General features: G+C 33.0%; 21 protein-coding genes. All 21 read right to left on the bottom strand.

Going from position 1 to position 21,256, the window contains the following annotated elements; all coding sequences use genetic code 11:
* Entirely contained in the window at positions 1–2,817 is a 2,817-nt protein-coding gene (gene ccsA, locus IPK88_19235; protein MBK8245570.1) for a cytochrome c biogenesis protein CcsA, read from the bottom strand.
* Between the two features lie 3 nt (positions 2,818–2,820).
* Complete coding sequence (locus tag IPK88_19230; GenBank protein MBK8245569.1) at positions 2,821–3,213, bottom strand: cytochrome c maturation protein CcmE; 393 nt, start codon at positions 3,211–3,213, stop codon at positions 2,821–2,823.
* A 307-nt stretch (positions 3,214–3,520) separates the two neighbouring features.
* Positions 3,521–3,979 carry a DUF3368 domain-containing protein gene (locus IPK88_19225; GenBank protein ID MBK8245568.1) on the bottom strand — a complete coding sequence of 153 codons (459 nt, stop codon included), beginning with the start codon at positions 3,977–3,979 and terminating at the stop codon, positions 3,521–3,523.
* The gene (locus tag IPK88_19220; protein MBK8245567.1) at positions 3,972–4,199 is read right to left on the bottom strand and encodes a UPF0175 family protein; all 228 of its coding nucleotides are present in this window, start codon (positions 4,197–4,199) and stop codon (positions 3,972–3,974) included. The genes IPK88_19225 and IPK88_19220 overlap by 8 nt, the downstream gene beginning before the upstream one ends.
* 303 nt (positions 4,200–4,502) lie before the next feature.
* Positions 4,503–5,441, bottom strand: a complete 939-nt coding sequence (locus IPK88_19215; protein MBK8245566.1) for a polyketide cyclase — start codon at positions 5,439–5,441, stop codon at positions 4,503–4,505.
* A 280-nt stretch (positions 5,442–5,721) separates the two neighbouring features.
* Positions 5,722–6,078, bottom strand: coding sequence for a hypothetical protein (locus tag IPK88_19210; GenBank protein MBK8245565.1), 357 nt, complete (start codon positions 6,076–6,078; stop codon positions 5,722–5,724).
* 529 nt (positions 6,079–6,607) lie between these two features.
* Positions 6,608–6,925 carry a hypothetical protein gene (locus IPK88_19205; protein ID MBK8245564.1) on the bottom strand — a complete coding sequence of 106 codons (318 nt, stop codon included), beginning with the start codon at positions 6,923–6,925 and terminating at the stop codon, positions 6,608–6,610.
* Positions 6,926–7,082: 157 nt separating this feature from the next.
* Positions 7,083–7,601 carry a hypothetical protein gene (locus IPK88_19200; GenBank protein ID MBK8245563.1) on the bottom strand — a complete coding sequence of 173 codons (519 nt, stop codon included), beginning with the start codon at positions 7,599–7,601 and terminating at the stop codon, positions 7,083–7,085.
* 157 nt (positions 7,602–7,758) lie between these two features.
* Positions 7,759–8,385 (bottom strand): hypothetical protein, encoded by a 627-nt coding sequence (locus IPK88_19195; GenBank protein MBK8245562.1) that lies wholly within the window; start codon positions 8,383–8,385, stop codon positions 7,759–7,761.
* A 145-nt stretch (positions 8,386–8,530) separates the two neighbouring features.
* Positions 8,531–9,094: a GrpB family protein gene (locus IPK88_19190; GenBank protein ID MBK8245561.1), complete on the bottom strand. Its 564-nt coding sequence runs from the start codon at positions 9,092–9,094 to the stop codon at positions 8,531–8,533.
* A gap of 128 nt (positions 9,095–9,222) precedes the next feature.
* Positions 9,223–10,344, bottom strand: coding sequence for a hypothetical protein (locus IPK88_19185; protein ID MBK8245560.1), 1,122 nt, complete (start codon positions 10,342–10,344; stop codon positions 9,223–9,225).
* Between the two features lie 153 nt (positions 10,345–10,497).
* On the bottom strand, positions 10,498–11,415 hold the full coding sequence (locus tag IPK88_19180) for an ATP-binding protein (GenBank protein ID MBK8245559.1): 918 nt from the start codon (positions 11,413–11,415) through the stop codon (positions 10,498–10,500).
* An 894-nt stretch (positions 11,416–12,309) separates the two neighbouring features.
* The gene (locus IPK88_19175) at positions 12,310–13,200 is read right to left on the bottom strand and encodes a hypothetical protein (GenBank protein MBK8245558.1); all 891 of its coding nucleotides are present in this window, start codon (positions 13,198–13,200) and stop codon (positions 12,310–12,312) included.
* Complete coding sequence (gene nrfD / locus IPK88_19170) at positions 13,187–14,431, bottom strand: polysulfide reductase NrfD (GenBank protein MBK8245557.1); 1,245 nt, start codon at positions 14,429–14,431, stop codon at positions 13,187–13,189. Before nrfD ends, IPK88_19175 begins: the two co-directional genes overlap by 14 nt.
* An 86-nt stretch (positions 14,432–14,517) precedes the next feature.
* Positions 14,518–15,450, bottom strand: a complete 933-nt coding sequence (locus IPK88_19165) for a 4Fe-4S dicluster domain-containing protein (GenBank protein MBK8245556.1) — start codon at positions 15,448–15,450, stop codon at positions 14,518–14,520.
* An 18-nt stretch (positions 15,451–15,468) separates the two neighbouring features.
* On the bottom strand, positions 15,469–15,714 hold the full coding sequence (locus IPK88_19160; protein ID MBK8245555.1) for a hypothetical protein: 246 nt from the start codon (positions 15,712–15,714) through the stop codon (positions 15,469–15,471).
* A 145-nt stretch (positions 15,715–15,859) separates the two neighbouring features.
* Positions 15,860–16,228: a cytochrome c gene (locus tag IPK88_19155; GenBank protein ID MBK8245554.1), complete on the bottom strand. Its 369-nt coding sequence runs from the start codon at positions 16,226–16,228 to the stop codon at positions 15,860–15,862.
* Positions 16,229–16,314: 86 nt separating this feature from the next.
* A complete protein-coding gene (locus tag IPK88_19150; protein MBK8245553.1) occupies positions 16,315–17,223 on the bottom strand; it encodes a hypothetical protein in 909 nt (302 codons plus the stop codon).
* A gap of 11 nt (positions 17,224–17,234) precedes the next feature.
* Entirely contained in the window at positions 17,235–17,627 is a 393-nt protein-coding gene (locus IPK88_19145; protein MBK8245552.1) for a hypothetical protein, read from the bottom strand.
* A 37-nt stretch (positions 17,628–17,664) separates the two neighbouring features.
* On the bottom strand, positions 17,665–19,014 hold the full coding sequence (locus tag IPK88_19140; protein ID MBK8245551.1) for a hypothetical protein: 1,350 nt from the start codon (positions 19,012–19,014) through the stop codon (positions 17,665–17,667).
* A 426-nt stretch (positions 19,015–19,440) separates the two neighbouring features.
* Entirely contained in the window at positions 19,441–21,252 is a 1,812-nt protein-coding gene (locus IPK88_19135; GenBank protein ID MBK8245550.1) for a CotH kinase family protein, read from the bottom strand.
* Positions 21,253–21,256: the final 4 nt, after the last annotated feature.

Raw genomic sequence — 21,256 nt, 5'->3', positions numbered from 1 at the left:
TTAGTGTTTGGTTTTTCTAAATAGGGCGCTTACCATTAGCCCGATGACCATCATTAATGATCCCAGCCATACTAAATTAATTCCCGGAAATTCTATGGCTTCCATTACGATGTAATCTGTGCGGGCTACATTTTCCGAAAATTCAATTGGGATCTTTGTTTGAGGTTGATGAAGCGCATATTGGAAAGTCATTACGCCGTTATCTGGATTGATATGATTAAACTGAATGGTCAAGCCAGGCCAAATACTTCGATCAGGAATTGAAAAAGATTTGGTATCTCGAATGATATAAATAGGTTTGAGCAACAATGATTTTTCTTTCGATTGAACGGTTAACTTAGCGGCTATTGATATGTCATCTGGTTTTGGACTATAAAGAGGAGAGCTTGGATTTTTATCGAAGCCTGTTAAGGTGATATTTATGTCATCATTTATTCGATATGATTGACCTTCTTTTAATTCAAAGGATTGAAACGATAATGAATTAAGATCTGGCACTAAAGATTCATACAGTGAATCCGGAATTTGAACCCGGACTCCTAATTTTTCTACATTAAAAGGAAACTTATAGACTAAATTTGATCGGAATATAATGCCGGGTTTAGCTATATAAACCATAGAATCATCCAGATTTCGGACTTCAATAATTGCTTGTAAGCTTTGATCTTCAGGCTCTGATTGTACATCTGTTGGTTTGAATTGGTCGTTCAATTCTTTTAAAATAAAATAATGCTTTCGACCAAAAACAGTATCATTTAAAGTTATTAGCTGAGATTCAAATTGAAGACTATCCTCTGCTTTTTTAGCTTCATTGGCATCCATTTGTACAGCAGGAATTTGTGCAACAAGTGTAAATATATCCTTGCTCAAATAATGTTTAATGGCTGGATTAGATGCGGCTACTTTTAATAATTTATTATCGTATTGGACTTGGGGATATATTCTAAAAGAATCCAATTGTAAACCTGCCGAATCCACTTTAACAAAATCCACAGTATAAGATCTGATTTTTGAGATCATGGTATCATGTCTATAATGAATCCAATAACCTTTCGCGAATTTGGGTTGATCTTTTAATAATAGAAAATGTTTGTCAGCATTTTCTGCATCTAGGCCCATGATAATGTCTTCCTGAAAAAAGCGCTCTGGAGCGATGTTTTTTCTATTCAGTCCAGTAAATAAAATTCCAAACAGGAGTATGCCAAAACCTATATGAGAAATGATAGCAGTCGCCGATTTAGGATTGTTTTTAATAATGGTAGTTAGGATATATAAATTAGATACTATGGCAAACCATCCTGTAAAAAGCAAACTAATAATAGGAATCGAGTGGTTTGAAAAAAGTGAAAAAGTTGCCAAAGTTAATAAACCACTTATGCTGATTACCGCAATCAATTTTTTCCAAAATCTTTGTTGAAGTCCATTCAACTGGGTGCCTAAATAGCGCAACATAAAGGCGATAGCTGAAATGATGCCAATGAATACGCCGATCCACACCTGAAATCTGTTGTGATGCGCCATGACATCGACAGGGGCGCTTCTGTGATAAGAAGCATAAGAAGTATTCATGATTTGCCCTGCTACATCAATTAGTTTATTGAACACCGGAATCGATGTAGTAAATGTCATTAAGCCGGCACTAAAGAGTAAAATCAAGCTTCCTATAAACATCCAAAATTCTCTGGAAGCTATTTTTTCTTCTGTTTTATGGGCCGGTATTTCTTTTTGCCGTTTGATATAGAAATAGGAAGGAATACATGTAACCAAAATGAGAAAACCTAATAATTGCCATTCCAAGCCTAATTGGGTAAATGCATGAACCGAACTATCACCCAAAACACCGCTCCTGGTCAAAAATGAGGAATAAACGACCAACACAAAAGTCAGTATATAGAATATGATACTAGCACGGATGGAATATTTCGTATGAATGGCAATGAGATGCGCGTGTAAAGCAGCTATTAGAACAAGCCAAGGGACTAAGGACATATTTTCGACAGGATCCCATGCCCAATATCCTCCAAAACTTAAAGCTTCGTATGCCCACATTCCGCCCATTAATATCCCAAGTCCCAAAATACCTGCAGACATTAAGGCCCAGGATAAAGCTGGTTTAAGCCATTCTTCATATTTTTTTAAGAACAATGCAGATACTACATAACAGAATGGAATAACAGTAGATGCAAACCCCAGAAAAAGGGTAGGGGGATGTATGATCATCCAATAATTTTGTAATAGGGGATTGAGGCCATTTCCCTTAATTAAGGCTGTATATTCAGCATTTTTAAATAACGGGATGTCCATAGTATGTCGTAGCAATAAGAAGGGATTGCTGCCTAATTTGGAACCAAAGAAGTATACCCCTAATAACATACTCATTAACACCAATTGGACGATACTGAGGATACCTATGATGCTTACGGTGTATATATTTTTTCGTCTTAAAATAAGAAATCCAAGCACACAATTCCAAAACATCCATAATAGAAAAGATCCTTCCTGGCCTTCCCAGAAAGCGGAAAGTATATAACGTGTTGGTAATTCTTCTGAGACATGGGCCCAAACATATTGGTATTCAAAATAATGTTGAGACATTGCAAAGAGTAGCAATGATATTATACCTAAAATACTTAGGGTATGTGCTAAAAAGCCTATTTTTAGCCAAGACCACCAAAGTGCTTTGTCGCCTTCATTTTTTTTATAGAATTGATAAGCTATAATGCCCAGAAAGGCAGCCGAAAAGAAAGCAAATAATACTAAAAAATGTCCTGTATAGTGTACCCATAAATGTTCACCAACATATTGTATGTCGGTCATAGGCTAGCTTTCAGATTTGATGTAAATTTCTTCGTCCTTATACTTTGAAGGACATTTTAATAAGACATCTTTAGCTATAAATTCGTCTTGATTCATTTTTCCGGTGACCACTATTTGTTCTGACAATTCAAAGTCCTGAGGTTTAGCAGCATTGAGTATAACCTGAACGGTTTCACCTTGTTTGTCCGTTACATAAAAGCTAAAGTGGTTCGGATCTTTAATGGGATCATAAATCATAGGCTTAGACTTGTCCAGCTGACCTACAATTTTGACCATTCTACCGGAACTTTTGGCTTCCTTAAAGCTGGTATAACTGGTAATGTCCTTAGATGCGGATACCAATAATACGATAGCTACGACGATTAAGCCCAAACCTAAAATTAATGACTTTTTCATAGATTGCAAAGATATGACATACTCGCTAAATCAACATACTATTGGAATATTAGTTCAGTTGGGTGTAAAAATGTACACCTTATATAAACGATGTAGGGGTTTCAAAAATCCATCCATTGGGCCCTTGGCAAGTTAATGACAATTATAGCCTCGAGCAGGCTATATAACCTAAGTTTACCTGATGCATTAACAAAATTATGAATAGTTCAGGAAGCTTATTTCGTTAATCTTTAATCAAAGTTCTTGATCTTCGTGGATTTTGCTTTGTGCTGGTTTTTGTATAAATGGCTTGATCATAGCAGCTTACTTAATATTCTCCAGCTTCTTTTAAAGCTTGTAATTCTATTTCGGCAGATAATCGAAAATTAGTTTCTTTGATTTTTTTTAAATAAGGTTTTATTGAAGGTATTTTTCCGTTTAGTTTTGCTTTAATAATAATTCCAATAGTTCCTGTAAAATTTAATCCAAGATTTTGAGCAATTTTTCTTGCTTTGAAATCATCAAGAATTAAAGTACAGTTTGGGACTTCTAAAGCTAATGCAATTGCACTGGCTTCTCCTTTATCTATTTGCATTTCTAAAATTCTTTGACTGTATTTATCAGAAACCTTTTCAATAGTAATCCAATTTGGTAGTGTTTCTCCAAATTCTTCAGCAATATCCAAGGTCGTTATAATTTGGTCATAGAGTTGGTTCAATATGTCAAGTTCACCAATTTTGGATAAAATAATAAAGCAACTTGTATCAGAAATAATGATTTTATGCATTTGCTACATCACTTGATAAATCCGAGGCTGGAAAGTTAAATATTGAGACATTGTAATTGTTGAGTAATTCAGCAAATGCTCTTTTAGTTAAACCAGCCAGTTCGGCAGCTTGTCCTAAAGAAAGTTTACCTTGTTCGTATAATCTTGAAGCCAAAAGCATCACAAGTTCACGATTATCAATGTCTAAATGGTCCGGTATGTTTACTGTCAATGTTTTCATAACGTAAATATAATAAATTTTTTATAGTATTTATTTGAAATATTGATGTTAATATTTGCTTTTTATACTATTTAGTTATGGAAGGGATGTTTCTTGATTATATTTTGACATATATTTTTTTGTGCAGTATGAAATGAAGCAACATTTGATTTATATTTTTAATGTTCTTGGCACATCCAGACTTGTCTTGATGCCTCAAATTAAGAATTGATATATCAGGACACCTATTTTGTATATCCTTTATCAAAGTTCTTGAATATCAATTCTTTTGCTTGGAGCAACTTTAGTAAATACGGCCTAATGTTACCTGCCGTATTTTTTCTTCAAGTCGTTTGATAAATATGAAAATACATATTCATGTTCTTGTCGAATACCTAATTTTTCCAATGGCTCCCAATAAATTCTTGGTGTTAATTCAGAAGTATAAGTTGTAATTCTCGTCAATTTACATTTGTTGTTTTCAACTTTGTCAAAGTAATAAATGGCTTCCTTAAAACCTATCCATTTTCGACCAATTAAATTATAATTTATAACGTCCATTTTCAAAACCTTTCCTCTTTCAATTGCTGTAACTTTTTCTACAATTGTGCCTGCTCCGAAGTCGTTATTACTTAATCGGCCACTTCTAAAATAACAAGTTCTTATTCCTCCAATTTCTTCTTTATCTAAAATACATTTTATCGGTATTGGCAAGTCAAACTGCATTAAATATGGTTTTTCTGCAACTAATGTGTCAACTGATTTTATCGCATCAAAAACTTGTTCTGTTGTGTAGCTATAAATTTGTTCAGTTCTAACTTCAACTATTTGAATTTTGTCTTTCTTTAAAAAATGTTCTGTTGGTGCAAAAATTATAAATGGTAAAAGTGGTAGTAATAAAACTGAAAATTTGTCTGTCGATTTAATTACTTTATATCTTTTCATCAAATGAGAAATGATATAACCTATGAATATTAAAGGAACAACTATTGGCAATGTCATAACAATGCAAAGTAGTCCTGAAAGCCCAGGAATAACCATTACAACTAAAATAATACTTGCCGTGATTACTGAACCCCAAATTAGATATTTCTTATTCGGCATTGCACCAATAGAAATTCCTAATACTATTGGTAGTAAGATAAATAATATCCAACTATAATCTACTAATCCAAAAAATAAAAATGCAATTCCTGTCCCAAAGAAAATTATTGTCAAAATTATTGAGAGTTTAAAACTTCTATCTTTAAGTATTTCTTTCATTAGTTATTGAGTGTCAAGGTAAAATTCTGATTAACATTACTCGGCTAGCCTGAAAATCATATAGTTGTAAATCCAAGGCCGCCATAATGACTACACGCTTTTAGATCAAATTTAGTTATTGATTTTCGAAATAGCCTTATTAATCCTCATTTTCTTTTTAAATCGTGTGTGAGATACTAGCTAGATGAGTTAAATTGAATTTTTAAAGCGACCATTCCGTAGCATATGACAGGAATATGAATTCAAATTTAGTATTAATCTAGGTATAAGCATTTTATACCTAAATCTTCTTTGTGAAACACTCTTTCCAATATGGCCCTAATCCTTCTTTATAAAAAAAATACAAACTATCTTGCTTTAAGACTAATTGAGGTGGATGATAAGTCTGCAACGATTTGAAAATACCTCCAGAATAATTAAATAAATGTGTATTTGATACATTTATTTCATTGAAGTTTAAGTTTACAACTGAGTCTAAGTTTGATTTCGATAAAACAAGAATCACTGGATAAGTATCGTGTGCAAATCCAAGAGTAGTATCAACCCAATAATTATTAACTAGAATTCCTGAATATTTGCCTATGACTTTATCGCGTTCATCAACAGCAGATTTTTCACATGTTGTAATAATAATCATTAATAACAATATTGGTATAATCTTTTTCTTTTGTATCATTATTTTTTTATAATCTCAATTTAGCTCTCTACCAGAATAAGAGAAAGTTGAACAGTTTGTCCTCCTCGCAAAGCAAAAAAAACTGGTACATGAAGCTAGAATATAAGGTAAGGCTTGCATTTTTATTTCCAATAGACCGTATTTTAAGGCAATATTCAATGCGAAGCCTAAAAATAATACTTAAGTAGTTAAATTTTCAATATTTAAATGTAAAAATACTGTTGGTAATTATTTTTTAAGCCATTAGGGGATAAAAAGATTGTTTTCGGGCAATTTTCAAGCATGTTTTGCTTTTACAATTTGAGATTAAATGAAGCAGCTTTAGGTACAGAAATTCTAATATACTTGTCATTTTCAAACTTGTCCAGTTGCATCGAAATAATCTTAAAATAGGATGAAATCTATTTTGTTAATTTTTTTTAAAGGTTTTGATTCTCAGGACTTTTGTTTGAAGTGGCTTTTTTATTTACAGTTTAATTTTAGCTGTAGATTATTCTTCTACCCAATATACAAGTGGTTCATTTAAATATCTTTTCATTTCTTTCCCTGTAACCACAGACCTATTGACATCAATAAGCTTTTCAACATATCCTAAGGATAGCCCAGCTTTTCCCTTTCCTGCTTTAGAACTTACGTTTGCTAATAGCATTTTTTTAGAATCATTTAAATCTATAAGCATGTAGTCATAAAAATCTTCATCCTCTTTTTTAACATTAGGTATATCTACTTTGTATATCCTGAAAATAGCTCCACGATAAAACTCTTGTTCATCAGGTATAATTGATAAAGGAATTAATATTTCTTTCATTGTTATTCAAACTAACGGTTGAGCACAGACACTGCACAAGCAAGTGCATAAACAATCAAATTTAATAAATTAATTATTTATTATTGGAAAAAAATATAAGAGAATAACTTTCGATATTTTACTGTGAAGTGTTTATGCCATTTCGCCGGGCATTTATTCAATCTTTCCAGTATATTCCTTTGTTTATTTTGTCCAATAAACGATCAATTATTTTGATTTCTGATTTAATCTTATTATATTCAAGCAAGTATGAATGAGACATTACATAATCATAACTTATTCTTGAAGAAATAAAGGGTATCATTTCATTTTGCTTGAACATTTTTATGAGTAAGTTAAATTCATAAAGCAATGGATCCTGATTTTGATCTATGTAAGTTTTATCTGAAAGTCTTAGTTCAAAAGATTGATGACAACATTCTAAATGAGCTCTGTACAATTTTATAAAAATCAAGGTTAAGTATTTTTCAAGCTCTACTTTTGAAGCACCTCTTAATTCTTTTATAGCATTTATAACTTCATTTTTAATATTACCTAATGCTGGAACGCCCATGTTTGATTCAAAACTTGGGTTATATTGTTCCGCAAAATTTCTTACAATAATTAAATCTTTATTTTGTCCAAAAGATACCTGACTTAATAATGCTGTTAGTAAAATTGATATTTTTAATTGCATACTAATTATTAATTAAATGTCTACAACGCTTGATAACTTTTGGTGAAATGCTATTAGTCTCTAATCCAAAGGTAAGAATTTGTTTATTCATTTTAAGTCAGAAGTGAAAATTTAAATTACAGAGGGCATTATCGAATGTACTCTTTTAAGCTAGTTCTTAATCTCCCGTATAATGCAATATGACAATGCTATCTGATAATAATCTTTTTTTATATCTAATTTGCTCTAGGTCATTAAGTTTTTGATATTTGTTATAGAATGAAATTAATTTAATTTTTTTATAACGAGTTGAATAGCTAATAAAAATTGGATACGTGCCAGCTCCATCATAGTAATATTCGGAATAGGGTTGCAGCTTTAATAAATTTAATTCTTTGGTTGTTATTACATTTAATTCACCCCACCCATTACTAAATCCATTGTATTTACCATCTATTCTTTTAATAAAATTAATATCATCTAATTTTATTTCTATTGGATTTTTGAGTGAAAGTATTAGCCCTCTATAGACAGCAGGTGAACTAAGCAAATCAGTGTATAATTCTAATTTTCTTGCATAACGTAAATAATTTTCTAAACTATCCTTAAATGAAAAGCTTTTTTTACAGTCTTTTTCGTTCTGAGTGCTTTCGAAAAGTTCTTCATAAATGATGATATAACCTTTATAAATTTTATTGTTGCAAGTTTCTATTTTTACCATTTGCAAACTTCCTTCTTCAGGCGCAGAAGAAATAATCTCAGAATTAAGAAAAACAAAAAAGAGTAAAGTAGAAAAAATGTACATAGTATTGTGATTTAAATTAGCTAACATTTTATGGCTTTGCGTTCGTTGTGGAATAGAAACCACAAAGTACAAATTTAGTACAAAAGCTAATAGAAAGTACAAATGCTCAGCCTAAAACGAAAGCCCCACTTTTGCCAAACCCATGCTAGCAACTGTCGTTTTCATTTTTCGCTATTTCGGTTATTCTTTTTACAAATTCACTCTTTGCATTGGTATATGCTTCTCTGTCATACTTGAATTTCTCTGCTAATGAAATTTTTAAAGATTCATATTCTTTTGCAGCTTTTTTGTTCTGGCGTAGATAGTTCCGAAAATATATTCTGTCCCATAATGGGTGTGTCTTGTCGCCCATATGTATGTGAAATACATTTTTATTAAAACCTTCTTTCGTGTAACCCTTCACAAAATGCATATAAGGAATTTTTTCATCTGTCCGCCAAATAAAGTGGTAGCCTAATTCTGACATTTTTTTGGTTATAGTTTCTTTTAAATTGTCAGTTAGAAGTGGTATTTCAATTAAAATGTCAATTGTTGGTTTTGCAGAAAGTCCGTCAATTGCAGTGCTTCCAAAATGTTCAATTTTTAAGGCAATATTGTCGCCAAGGGAATCTTTAATTAATCTACTTTCTGAATTGAAAATGTTAACCCAATTATTGTCATATGGAACAATTTGAATTGGAAATAATTTTCCTAATTCTTCTGGGGTCATGTCCTCTAATTTTTGCTTGTTAACCATATGTTTGTTGTTTGTTTTAGGGTAGCTTGTAACGTTTTAGCTGTTGCCTTCGTGCCGTCTCAATAGATCGGCATGATCGTGCTACGGCTTGTTATAGCCAGTTACTTTTTATTTTCAATTTCATACATTTTTAATAACCTACTTGCCTCTGATCTAATAGTTTCATTTTTATCATAGAGATTGGCCTTAAGATTTTCTAAGGAATATTGGCTCTTCTTCTTGTAGAGTTGTTGCATAATATATAATCTAATAGAATAAGAATTGTCATTCTGATGTTTTAACATAAATGGAACCAAAAGAGTATCTTCGAATTTGGAAAGGTAATGAAGGGATGAAAACTTAAGATTATTTAAAACACTTTCAATTAGATCTTCTCTTGCTACTACAGACATGAAGCGCAATCCCTCGTATAAAAAAGGCTTAGAGATGATATTAAAAACTTCTTTATTCATATTAAACTTTGATAGACCTTCCATCGCCATTTGAATGTGGTGAGTATTTATATACGTTGACATTATTTGATCTAAATAGGGAATAATCTGTTCTGACTTCAGTCTACAAAGTAGTTTCAATTGGTTTTCGTGGTAATAATAATCAGCCTTTCTTTGAGCCCTTCGGTCTTTGAATTCTTTATGAGTTTGATTTAATTGTTTAAGTGGCGGGTATTCTTTATTTTCGGTAGCTCTTAACCAGATATCGTGAATATTATTGGCTAATTTTAAAGAGTCATAAGGCAGCACAACAAATTTTGTTATACAGTTAGCAGTTACTTGTTCCTTCTTTTTATTTTTTTTTAATATTCTAAATTCTTTAGTACATTGTATTGTATATTCGCCAGGCCGATCCAAGTCAACCCAATTGTCTATCCAATGGATATATACTAAGGAATCTCTTAACAAAAGTTTTTGATATCCAACACGCCTACTTTCCATTATAAATTCGTCTTGTATAGATTTTTTTAATGGCACGAGTTTTTTATTTGAGTCATAGACTTTAACTGTGAATGACTCATCTCTACTTAAATCATTAAAGTTCTGTCCATACGGATCATAAAATAATGTAATTGTTTTTTTAGAACGATTATGAATTGAATATTGAAAATACATCGATTGCCCTAACAAAAGTGTGTCAGGAAAATTAATAGAACATTCCAATCCATTTTGAGCTATTGTTACATTAACTATAGCCAAAATGGTCAATAATATTTGAATTATTCGTCTCATCATTCTTTATTGACTATAACGGTTTGCAGATTTGCGATGGGCGGGCTTTTCAGTACTAATGATGATGCGGAGCACAAACCTTTCGGCTACCACTAAACTGTCTGCGGAGCACGAAACCCCGCCTATTGCAAATGTGCTGTTAGCGGTTCGGCTTTATTCATAATATTGTTTCTTAGTTTTTATCAATAAGTCATTTAAGTCCATAGTAGTTTCGTCCATTTCAGTTATGCTAAACGTGAAAATTTTAAATTCTAATCTCTGCGTTATTTCTTCAAAATAGTCTTTTGGGATATTTATTGTGAAACTCAAAACATTAAAAAGTTCATTAGGAAATAATGGCACTATATCGTTGTTTGAAATTTTAATTCCATTTTCTCCTTTGTTCGTTACACTATAATTTTTTGTCCTGTCGTAACTGATACCTATTCCACTTGCTTTGCTGATATTACAAGCAACTTTATATTTTTCGGAGACAAATTGCCCGTCATTTACTATTTGAATTTCTACATAAAACGAGTAATTGTCGTCCGTTGTATGTTCGTAGTCTGGTTTTACTAATAGTGTCTCAGGATAAACTTTGCTTTCTCTCTGTCTTAGATATAAATTTCTAATTTCATATTCCTCCATAGGAACAGACTGAAAATTAAAACGTCTATAATATTTTTTGTCTCCGTTAATATGTGGAGAAGAGTTGGAGTTTGGGATTTTCACTACATATACTGTTTGGCTAAAATCATTGTTAAACCTTATTGGAAATATTTTCAGGTCTATTATTTTCGGTTGAATGTTTGAAATGATAACGTTTTCAAGCCATTCTTTTGTAAAAGTGTTCCCGTCAATAAATGAAACTGAGGTCGCAATGTGATTTTCTTCGTTTATACCATAAAAAATAAGCCCACCGTCTGAATTTGCAAACGCTGAAATGTCTTTTGAAATCTCTTTTTTTACAGAATTGTCTTTTGATAAAGCTTGAGCCGATTTAAACTCAATATTAATACTTTCTTCTAAACAAGAATTTATGATTTCATTTAACGTGTTTTCCGTAAAATTTTCTGTCTCTAATATTTGCATAATATGTTAAGCAGTATTGTCTTTTTTATTTTCTTGTCGTTGTAGTGTGTCGTTTTAAGCTGACCGCTAACTTTTCACTTTACGCATGTTTTTATAAAACATGTGTTTATTTTATATAAATAAACACTGTTAATTATTTGATTTTCAATTATTTAAAGAGTTATAGAGCAAATTGATTTAACGACTTTTTAATTATTAATATCTATCCATTCTCCTCCTTGACAAATATATCGCAACTTATCCGGATGACAGGGTAAACTTGCGAAATAAATTTTTGTAAAATAATTATAGGGGTAATTTTTCTTCTGTTCTAATACAAAAGTAGGTTCTACAACCAATCTATGCTTAGGAATTCCTTTACTGCTTGTAGTCTGATTACCTTATTATTAGAATAATTATTTCCGAAAACTAAGCAGTGAATTCTAACGAACTCTGACCACAAGGTTCTACATGTTACATGCGTAATTGATGTAATATTGGTATTTAAGGTTTATTATTGATGTATTGCATTTAAGAAACTTATGCATGTATTACAGTGCAATTCTCCAGCAAGTGCCCACGGCTTGTTCACGCCTTTTCCACGGCTTATCCACGGCTTATCCTCGGATCTGCCGTGTCCTTGTCTTGTCCTAAAATAGCTATACGGCTTAATAAATAAATCCTAAAACATCTTGCCCCGTCCATGACAAGATGAAAACCTCCATATGTATTTGACATAGGGTTATTAATGAATTCATGAATGAATGGAATAGTACAACTCCTAAATTGGAGTCAATGAGGCATCAGGACTTGCGTCAATAATGGATATTATTTCCTTGGTATAAAAAGCGGGTTGATAATGAAACTTATTGAACCAGTTAATTTTCTGTTATTACATGAATTGTTGACATGACGCTAAACAGCAGTCGTGCGATCTCCTATTTTTTTGATTTTTACGATTTGAAAAATCAAATAGAAAATAGTACCCCAAACTCCAATGACGATCGAATAGGCCATAAACAGTAGCCAAAATGGAGTCCTGAATTGAGTGGACCAAAGTGTTCTTTGGTTAAAAAAGTTTTGATCAATGGTTGTGGGTACTCCCCAAGGGACAGATAGATCAAACAGCAAATTACCAAACTGTTCATGATCGTCTACTTTGGCAACTAATACGATATTACCACTTTCATCACCTGGTAAATGTGCTTTATTTAAATCTACACTTACAGAACCACTGGTATCCGTTGTGTAGGTTTCTTCTTCACCTGCGGATAACATGCCACCCAATCTTTGAATGCCAACTTTTAATTCTACTTCATCTGCTGCAATCCATGAATGGTTCTCAGCTTTCATCACTTTCGCAATGATATGGCTCACACCATCCTCAGTCGCTGTATCTATTTCTATTTTTGATTTAGTGATTTCAAGGTCTGAATCCGATTCTTCTGCATCGGCATCTTTGGCTGCCATAAACGTATGCATAGGTTTAGCATCCCAAATTGATTTTAATGAAGGAGGGATATAACATTTGGCTTTACCATTCATGTCCGTTGTGACGGAAGCTATTTTATGATCAGCTCCAATAGAATCTAAATATAGATAGAATGACTGATCGCTAATTGGCGTTAGTTGTTTTCCTTTTTTATTGAAATGATCAATGAGTATGTATTGTACACTGTTATGGTTGTAATAACTAAGTTTTATGATTTCTTTACTCTTGACCGAATCTTTTTGGGCATCGAGTTTATAGCCTAGAGAAAGAAATAAAATTGAAACTATTAGACCAATATATTTATTCGTTTTCATGTTTTTCATTTTGTTCAGTTATCGTTTCTTGAATAGGAATAATAGGGTAGATGCGTGCAAAGAATGTAATCACTAAAAGAGCACCTGATAGGGAGCCCATGGCTATGGCCCATTCCTGCCAACTAGGGTAATAATGATGATAACTTGCAGGTACATCTTGTATCGGTAAAAATGGATGTAATAATGTTGGTGTTACGATCAAATATCTTTTGAACCATGCACCTACTACAATCATAATGCCTACCACAAACATGGGTAAAGGTTTTCTCCCACGCTTAAATAATAAAACAATTATAGGAATAATCATTCCGACTATTATAGCAAACCAAAACATCATTGAGAATTCACCTGATAACAATCCAATGATATGTGCTTCTTCTGATTTTTTCATTTTGAAAGCCGGAACCATGTATTCATTAATATTAAAATAAAGGTAGAGTAGGGCTAACATAACGACTATTCTACCCATTTTATCAAAGTGCATTTCTTGAATATATTTTTCAAGATGATAGAATTTTCTAAAAACATACATAGCTACTACAACACCCCCTGAACCTACTAGAAAGGCACCCGAGATAAAATAGGCACCAAAATTGGTGCTGTCCCATCCGGGTCTATAAGTTGTTGCAAAAAGCCAAGAGGTTACGGTATGGATACTAAAAGCCACAGGGATTATTGCAATACAAAGTATCGTGATGGCTTTTTCACTAATTTTGAATTGCTCTGAAGATCCTTTCCAGAATGAACCTTGAAATTTGTACAATTTATGAAGTGCATTACCTGATTTTTCTTTGAATTTTATAAGTATTTTGAGATCCGGTAACAATGGAAAATAAAGCAATAATAAACTAATGACAAAATAAGTACTGATGACTATAACGTCCCACATAATTGGGGATTGAATTCGGCCATGTAGAAATAAATTCAATACTCGTTCAGGGCGCCCCATATCCACGATAATTATTAATGAAGCGAACACTATAGCTGAAACTGCTATGATCTCAGCAATTCTTGTAAGCGGTGTTGCCCATTTGACATTGGCTAAACGGAAGATTGCAGTTATTAGTGATCCCACTAAACTTATGGCTACAAAAAAAACAAAATTAGAAATATAAATACCCCAGGATACATAATCGCGCATGTTGGTTACCTGAAGACCATCTCTTAATTGAAGGAAATAGGCATAGGCGCCAACTAAACAAATGACTATAAGTATACCGGTCCAAATCATTCCACTTTTGCCAAATTTTTGCGGTAATAGATCTTGGGTTATTTGTTCGCTGGTTAAAACGTTAGTATTTTTCACGATCTTAATATTTAATGGTTATGGGCGTCATCAGGGTTCGCATTTTCAAGTCCGGATTCGTAAGGGAAATTTCTATTGACCGGAGGTAAATAATATACACTTGGTTTTGTGCCTAGATCTTCCATAAGGCGATATCCTGCTTTATCTTTTATTAATTCACTAAAGCGAAATGTTTCAGCGCCATTGGTTACAGAATCTTCATGGATATCACCAAACATAAATACACCATTAGGACATGCTGATACACAATGTGGTAATTCGCCTTTCCTAACCATATCCGGGCAGAAATCACATTTACCTACAGTACCTTTTTTTTGAGGTACACTCGTCTCACATGAGTAGTGTTTTTGCGCAACCTCAACAGGCATCTCAGGTGCATCCCAATTGAATACTCTGGTGGAATATGGACATGCAGCCATACAAAACCGACATCCGATACACCGATCACTATCTATGGAAACAATACCATCTTGTCGTTTAAAAGTGGCGTCTACCGGACATACTTTAACGCATGGTGGTTCATCACAATGCATGCATGTGGTTGGTTGCCAATAAGGGGAAGACAGCTCAGCGTCTTGCATGGAGTGAACTTTGATCCAGCTCTGTCCCGGGTTCACAAAATGCATATGATTGCATGCTTCCTGACATTTTTTTAAATTTTTACATCGGGATAAATCAATAACCATTACAAATTTCTTTCCTGCAATGCCTTGTCTTTCTTCATGATTGCTTAAAGTAGGAAGGTCAGGTACAGGTTTTAAATAAGCTTTATCGATTTCAATGATCTCTCCGGTTACAGAGAGGAGTTTGACTTTTTCGCCGGTTAATTCCACATCGCCTTCAGGAGTAAATGGATTATCTTTTGTGTCACAAGCTGTAGCTAAAGCTAATGTCAACAATCCTGATGTTAAGAATTCCCTTCTGGAAGAATGATTATTTTCCATTTTGTTTTTTTTATTGGTCTATTTATTATTAACCCAATGTTGTAATTCTTCATTGGATATTTTTTGACTAGGAGTGTTTATATCGCTTTTTTTAATAACGACTAATCTACCATCTTGGGTTAGCATTTTTACGGAGTCATTGCACATCACATTCTCCGGCTTTTTAGTTTTTGGAAAAAACTTAAATGCAGATATTCCTGCAATGAAGGCTGTGCCCCACAAAATGAATTTTTTACGAGAAAGTATATTTGATTTAGTTTCCATTATCGTTTAGTTGAATGTATACAATGGCTGCACAACATATCTTGATTGAAATGAGTGGATAAATGACAAAAAAATAGACAAAATAACCTTAATATTTCCTGTTGTGGAATAGTATTCATCAAAGTTATTTTGTCAGTTCATGGTATTATTTTTTCAATGTTCTTATGAAATTAATAATACTCCAACGTTCGTCTGCATCTGGAATTTTCTTTTTGAAACTTGGCATGTCATCTCTGCCTTCAGATGTTTTGTAAAACAATGCGCCATCAGATTGAGACTGAAAACTTGCTACAGAAAAATCACCTGGATCTGTTTTAAGTTGTGCAGCTTTTGAACCATCGCCCAAACCTTTACCACCATGACATGATTTGCAATGTTTATTGTATAAGGTTTTGCCTTCTTCGATGGATGTAGGGTTCGAAGCTACAGGATTTTTCATTTTAACATAATTGGCGGGCACCTCCCATGGCTTATCCCCTTGCTTGCTGAGAAAAGTAAAGCTTATGCTAATCATGCTAAATGCTAGAATGGAAATAACAAGTAATTTTTTCATTTTAAATTGTTTATATGAATGATTTGAAAAATTTTATTTGAAACATATTAAAAATTCCACAATCTGGTAATATTGAATCCAATTAAAAATTGACCTTCCATATAATCATTATGATTAAATAGATTATTGCTTTGAGGAACTATGCCGGAATAGTTACCTGCAAATACTTGAAAGGCATGTGCACTTGTTGTGGTCTCAAAGCCAAAACAAATATTTGGATTCGGATTATTGGTTGTATGTTGAGTTAATGGTTGATCATATCCAACAATAATTGAGAATTTTTCAGACAGTTTGTATCTTCCTAAAGTAGAGATTGCCCAATGTCCATTGTTCATTTTTCTTTGAATGTCACCTTTGCTGTCCACATAAGCTTCCGTATTATTAAACCAAGAAAAACTTGGTGCCACTTGAGCGGAAAATTGATCTGTAAATTTTCTTGCAACGATCAATTGATTGAAATAAGAAAAACGGTGAACGGCATATCTGAAATTACTTTTTCCCCTTGTGTCAATAACTCCATTACCATAATAGCTAACACTGACCGGAATATGATTATTTGTGTTTTGTTTTAGTAAAGCATATTTGGCGTTTAAATCTACTTGCATTCTTTCTTTGGTTAATCCCGCACCAATGAATAGATTATTGATCAAAGCATAAGCTAGACCTAATCTAATATTCGAAGGGGCAAATAATCCAAAAAGATCTTTCGAGCCATTGTTCACAGTTCCAAATCGGTGTTGAATGTCAAATTCGAACGTACCTTTTACAGGAACCATTACTGTTTGATTATCCATTAGCCATACACCCTCGAAAGTATTTTTAACAGGCTTTACTTTTACTATATTGGATTCTTCTGTCATTTCTTGTGCATTCATATTGAATCCAATCAACATGAAAATCAGAGTCATTAATGTGTTCAGAAAAGAGGAGCTAAATATTATATTGAAATTTTTCATATTATTTTTGTTTAATTGTTTAACGTTCCTTGTTTTATCCAAGCAAGGATAAGTGCATTGTAATCTTTATTTATTCCACCTACTGGCATTGGAGTTGACTTTTTACCAGACATCCATAAATAGATAACACTATTTTCAGGAGAAGATGGATTTAAATAATTTCCATCAGTAAGCGATGAAAATGCTCGGGACTCAGTTAGATTTGGTTTTTGTCCACCAGAATTATGACAACCACTGACATTGCAGCTTGTATTAAATATAGGAATAATATCATTAGTAAAACTTACAGATCTGGTTATCTCGGCTCCGGTATCAAAATAAACGGTTTTGTCTTTATAGCAACTTATAGTCAACAAAATCCCGAGGCATATTAAGAAACCCAATAATTTTTTCTTTGGTAACATGATTATATGTTTAATGATTAGAAAAAAGTTTCCAGGGTTATTTTTGAAATTTCAAAAGCAAATTAGGTTTGATAGCATGTTGATAATTTGATTTGTTGAACACCGCAACTCCAAATGGTTGGTCAGCTAACTGATCTCCTACTTTATCTTTTGTAAAATCTATATCTTGTTTAAGTTTATCTGAGGTCTTGAGTAATCGTTTGAACTCGTATACCCAACCTGAACCTGTGTAGTTTGAAAAGCAATTGATGTCCGCACGTCCTTTTAAGACTGGAGTTACTATGGCTCCAGGAATACTTTTAGAACCAATGCCACCACTAACTGGATCGCCAACACGTTGATAATCTGTACCAACATTTGGATCTATGGTGCCACCATTATAAGTTAATACACCATTGAGACCTACTTTAGTTATTTTGACCGCTTTGCCGCCAGCTAAAGTATCTGTTCCTTGAATAAATTCATAATTATTTTCATTAGGTATAACCCATGCTGGAACAGTTACTACAGCACCAGTGTCATCTAGTTTTAGGTTTTGGCGATTATTAAATGAGCCTTGGGTCGCATCAGCAGTATAACTCGGTGTAAAAGGCCAAGTTGTAGACGCTCCTGACACTACTAAATCATCAAAATGGCGTCCATTACCAGAACCACCAACTAAGTTGGTTACACTCGGACCGCCTGCCCAATCTTGGTAGTTATCATCCATATTATTGAATAGAAATCCTCTATTTGGGTGCAACCACCATTGGTCAATTTTTTCGTTAACACCATTGGTGTAGTGATTGCCGCTGCTTGCATTGGATTTAGGAACAGCCGGACTCACAGAATAATCGACATAAGGTGTAAACACATGGCAACTAGCATAGCAGGTTAAGCTATTGAATTTGGCTGTCGAGTTGTCGATATTCCATAAGAATGCCAATTTATCTTCGCCCCAACCTTCACGGGTTAATACACCACTTGAATTATAAGTTCTTGCTGTAGGCTCTTGTGCCCAACGACTGGTTGTTGGGTTAAAATACCAAGGAGCAGATTTTACATTTTTTTCAGCATCCACGATTTCAGCTAAAAAATAGATATAATCATTGTCATACATAGAACGAAGTGTTCCTTTATAGGTTTCATTGATGTATCCACTGAACAAATTATTTCCTGGATCAGGTACAGTAGCAGCAAAATCCAACTTTGCAGCATTCTTCCAAACGTCATCAACAACTCCATCAATCGTAGGTGCCGTGGTGGTCAGTTTGGAGATTAGTTCCTTCCCTGTTAAAGATGTCGGAAGATCAAGAATTTGATCATCTTTTGTGCAACTCTGCCAATAACCGAATAATAAGATGAACGAAGTAATTACCCAAAAATATCTTGATTGTAACAGTTTCATAAATTTATTTTAATAATTAACAATATCAATTCGGCTCAAATATGAGTTTCATTTATAGATAAATAGCTGACGATCATCATGCATTGAATTGATATTCATCATTCCTCTCAGAATGATTCATTTAATTTTAGGGGGTTTGGTATAAATTCCAGAGCATTAGATAAAATATGGCTTAGGGTAAGCGGATATTTGAATGTTATATTGAGTTTTGAAGAATTAAAAACGTAAGAGATTGACTTGCCTAATTCGTTTCAAATTTAATCATCAGAATGAGTGTTTTGCAAAATTATCATTCAATTATGATTCTTATGCTATCATAGAATTAATTAGTTTTGGCATTCTAGAACTTTTGAATTAAAACTTAAATGTTGAATGATCGTGAAATCAAAATTTATTAAAAATGTATCGCTATTTTTATTTTAAATTCTAGCGCGTCAAAATGCCTTTTGTTATTTCTTGATCAAGCTTAATAAAATAAATGCCGGACTTCCAATTTTGGGTATTGATCGAGATCACATCAGAAAAACGAGATTGAAACATCATAATGCCCATTTCATTATAGATGATAAGGTCTGATGGTTGATCCAGTTTTGAATGGATGCTCAATTTATTTGAAAAAGGATTATTAAAAACTATAGAATGAGTTTGCTTAACAGTATGGGTTGTGTTGAGTTCATTTATGGTGTAATATTTGAAAGCAGCACGTGTCGGTGAAAAACTACCGGCATTGGTATTCTCAGCATAAACATAGAATTGACTATTTACAGGGTCAGATTTAATAGATAATCCATAAATATGATCATTGGCTAATCCATCACCATGCAACCCATCATCATACATGGGAAGCAGAGTAGAACGTGTTGCATAGTTGAATCTAAATCCCAAAAAAACGGATTGTGATTGTTCTGAATTTACGGTAATCACACACATGCTATCTGAAGTTGAATATATGAGTCTGGGTGTTGAAATAATGGGTTGCAGATAGTTGAATTCAGCGGTTGATGATAAATAAGTTTTGCGGCCATTGATCAAATTTTGAATTCCAGGGACTATATAATTACCAACAGATTGATCTTCATTTAATCCATATTGAAAAGCGGTATAGGAAAAGAATTTATTGGTGTCTTGTTTTGCAGCGTCTTTGATAAGTAATTGTAAGTAATGAGCTAATGAGAGGTATTGGTCATTTTGAAATACTTCATCGTGGATCGTTTTCAAATGTGCAACATACATTTTTTTGAATGTAGTGTTTTTCATAATGATATTAATCAATGGCCAATATGGATCATTGGCATGCAATGCAATGGGCAGTTGTTGCATTTGTTCTTTGCTAAGGCTACCTAAGCTGCTGTTCGAACTCCCCGCAAAAGGGAGTCCCCCGAAGGAAAGATTCAAGTCCCAAATGATGGGGTTGAACAAACCTGTATTATCTTTATACAAATAATAGTTTTGACAAAATGCACCTGAATAACTATCCAGATTAACCAATAAATTGTTGTAAGCCAGCATCCATATTATGCGATCCATATCAAGTTCATTTGGTGCTGAAGTTGGATTGTTAGAAAGAGTATTGGCTAAGGAAATCAAGTCACTCCATCCGGAATTTGATTTCAATTCATAGAAGTTGTAATAAGCTGTACTATCAGAGGAAATATATTTGAGATTACTTTTTGTATTTGGTCCAGGTTTAACTACGGGACTACATTTAAAGAACGTATTTCCTTTTTTTGAAAAAAAACGATCAGCGCAAAATGATTTGCTGATATCTTCTACATTAGAATAAAGGCCCATGTATGTTCCATTGACATATACTTTTGCGAAATTCGCTTGAGGACATTCCATATAATCTTTCAGTATTTGATAACTCAACACTTCGCGAATCATGGAAGGATCATCATAGCAATTACTCAATTTAATGTCTTTAATATTTTGATAATTCTGATCCTGGAATTTATCCAATGAAATGTGCAAGGGATTTTTTGGTGAAGTGGCATCATAAGAACTATTACCTTTATACTTAACACCGACATTCAAGAATGACGTTCCATTAATAACAACCTTGCTTGCTGAAAAATACCCTTCTGTAGTTGCTTTTAGGCTATCTAAAATTTGATCCCAATTTGATTCTGCAAATGTGATTTCAATCGTTTGTATTTGATTGAGTTCATAGAAAGATTGTTGAGCACCAATGTTTGAAATATACAGAAAGATAGCAACAAAAAGGTAATTAGATTTCATTTTC

The organism is Candidatus Defluviibacterium haderslevense (genome assembly GCA_016712225.1).
GTDB classification, from domain to species: Bacteria; Bacteroidota; Bacteroidia; order Chitinophagales; family Saprospiraceae; genus Vicinibacter; species Vicinibacter haderslevensis.
Note: the sequence above shows the minus strand (reverse complement) of the source record. Positions and strands in the feature narration are given on the sequence as shown.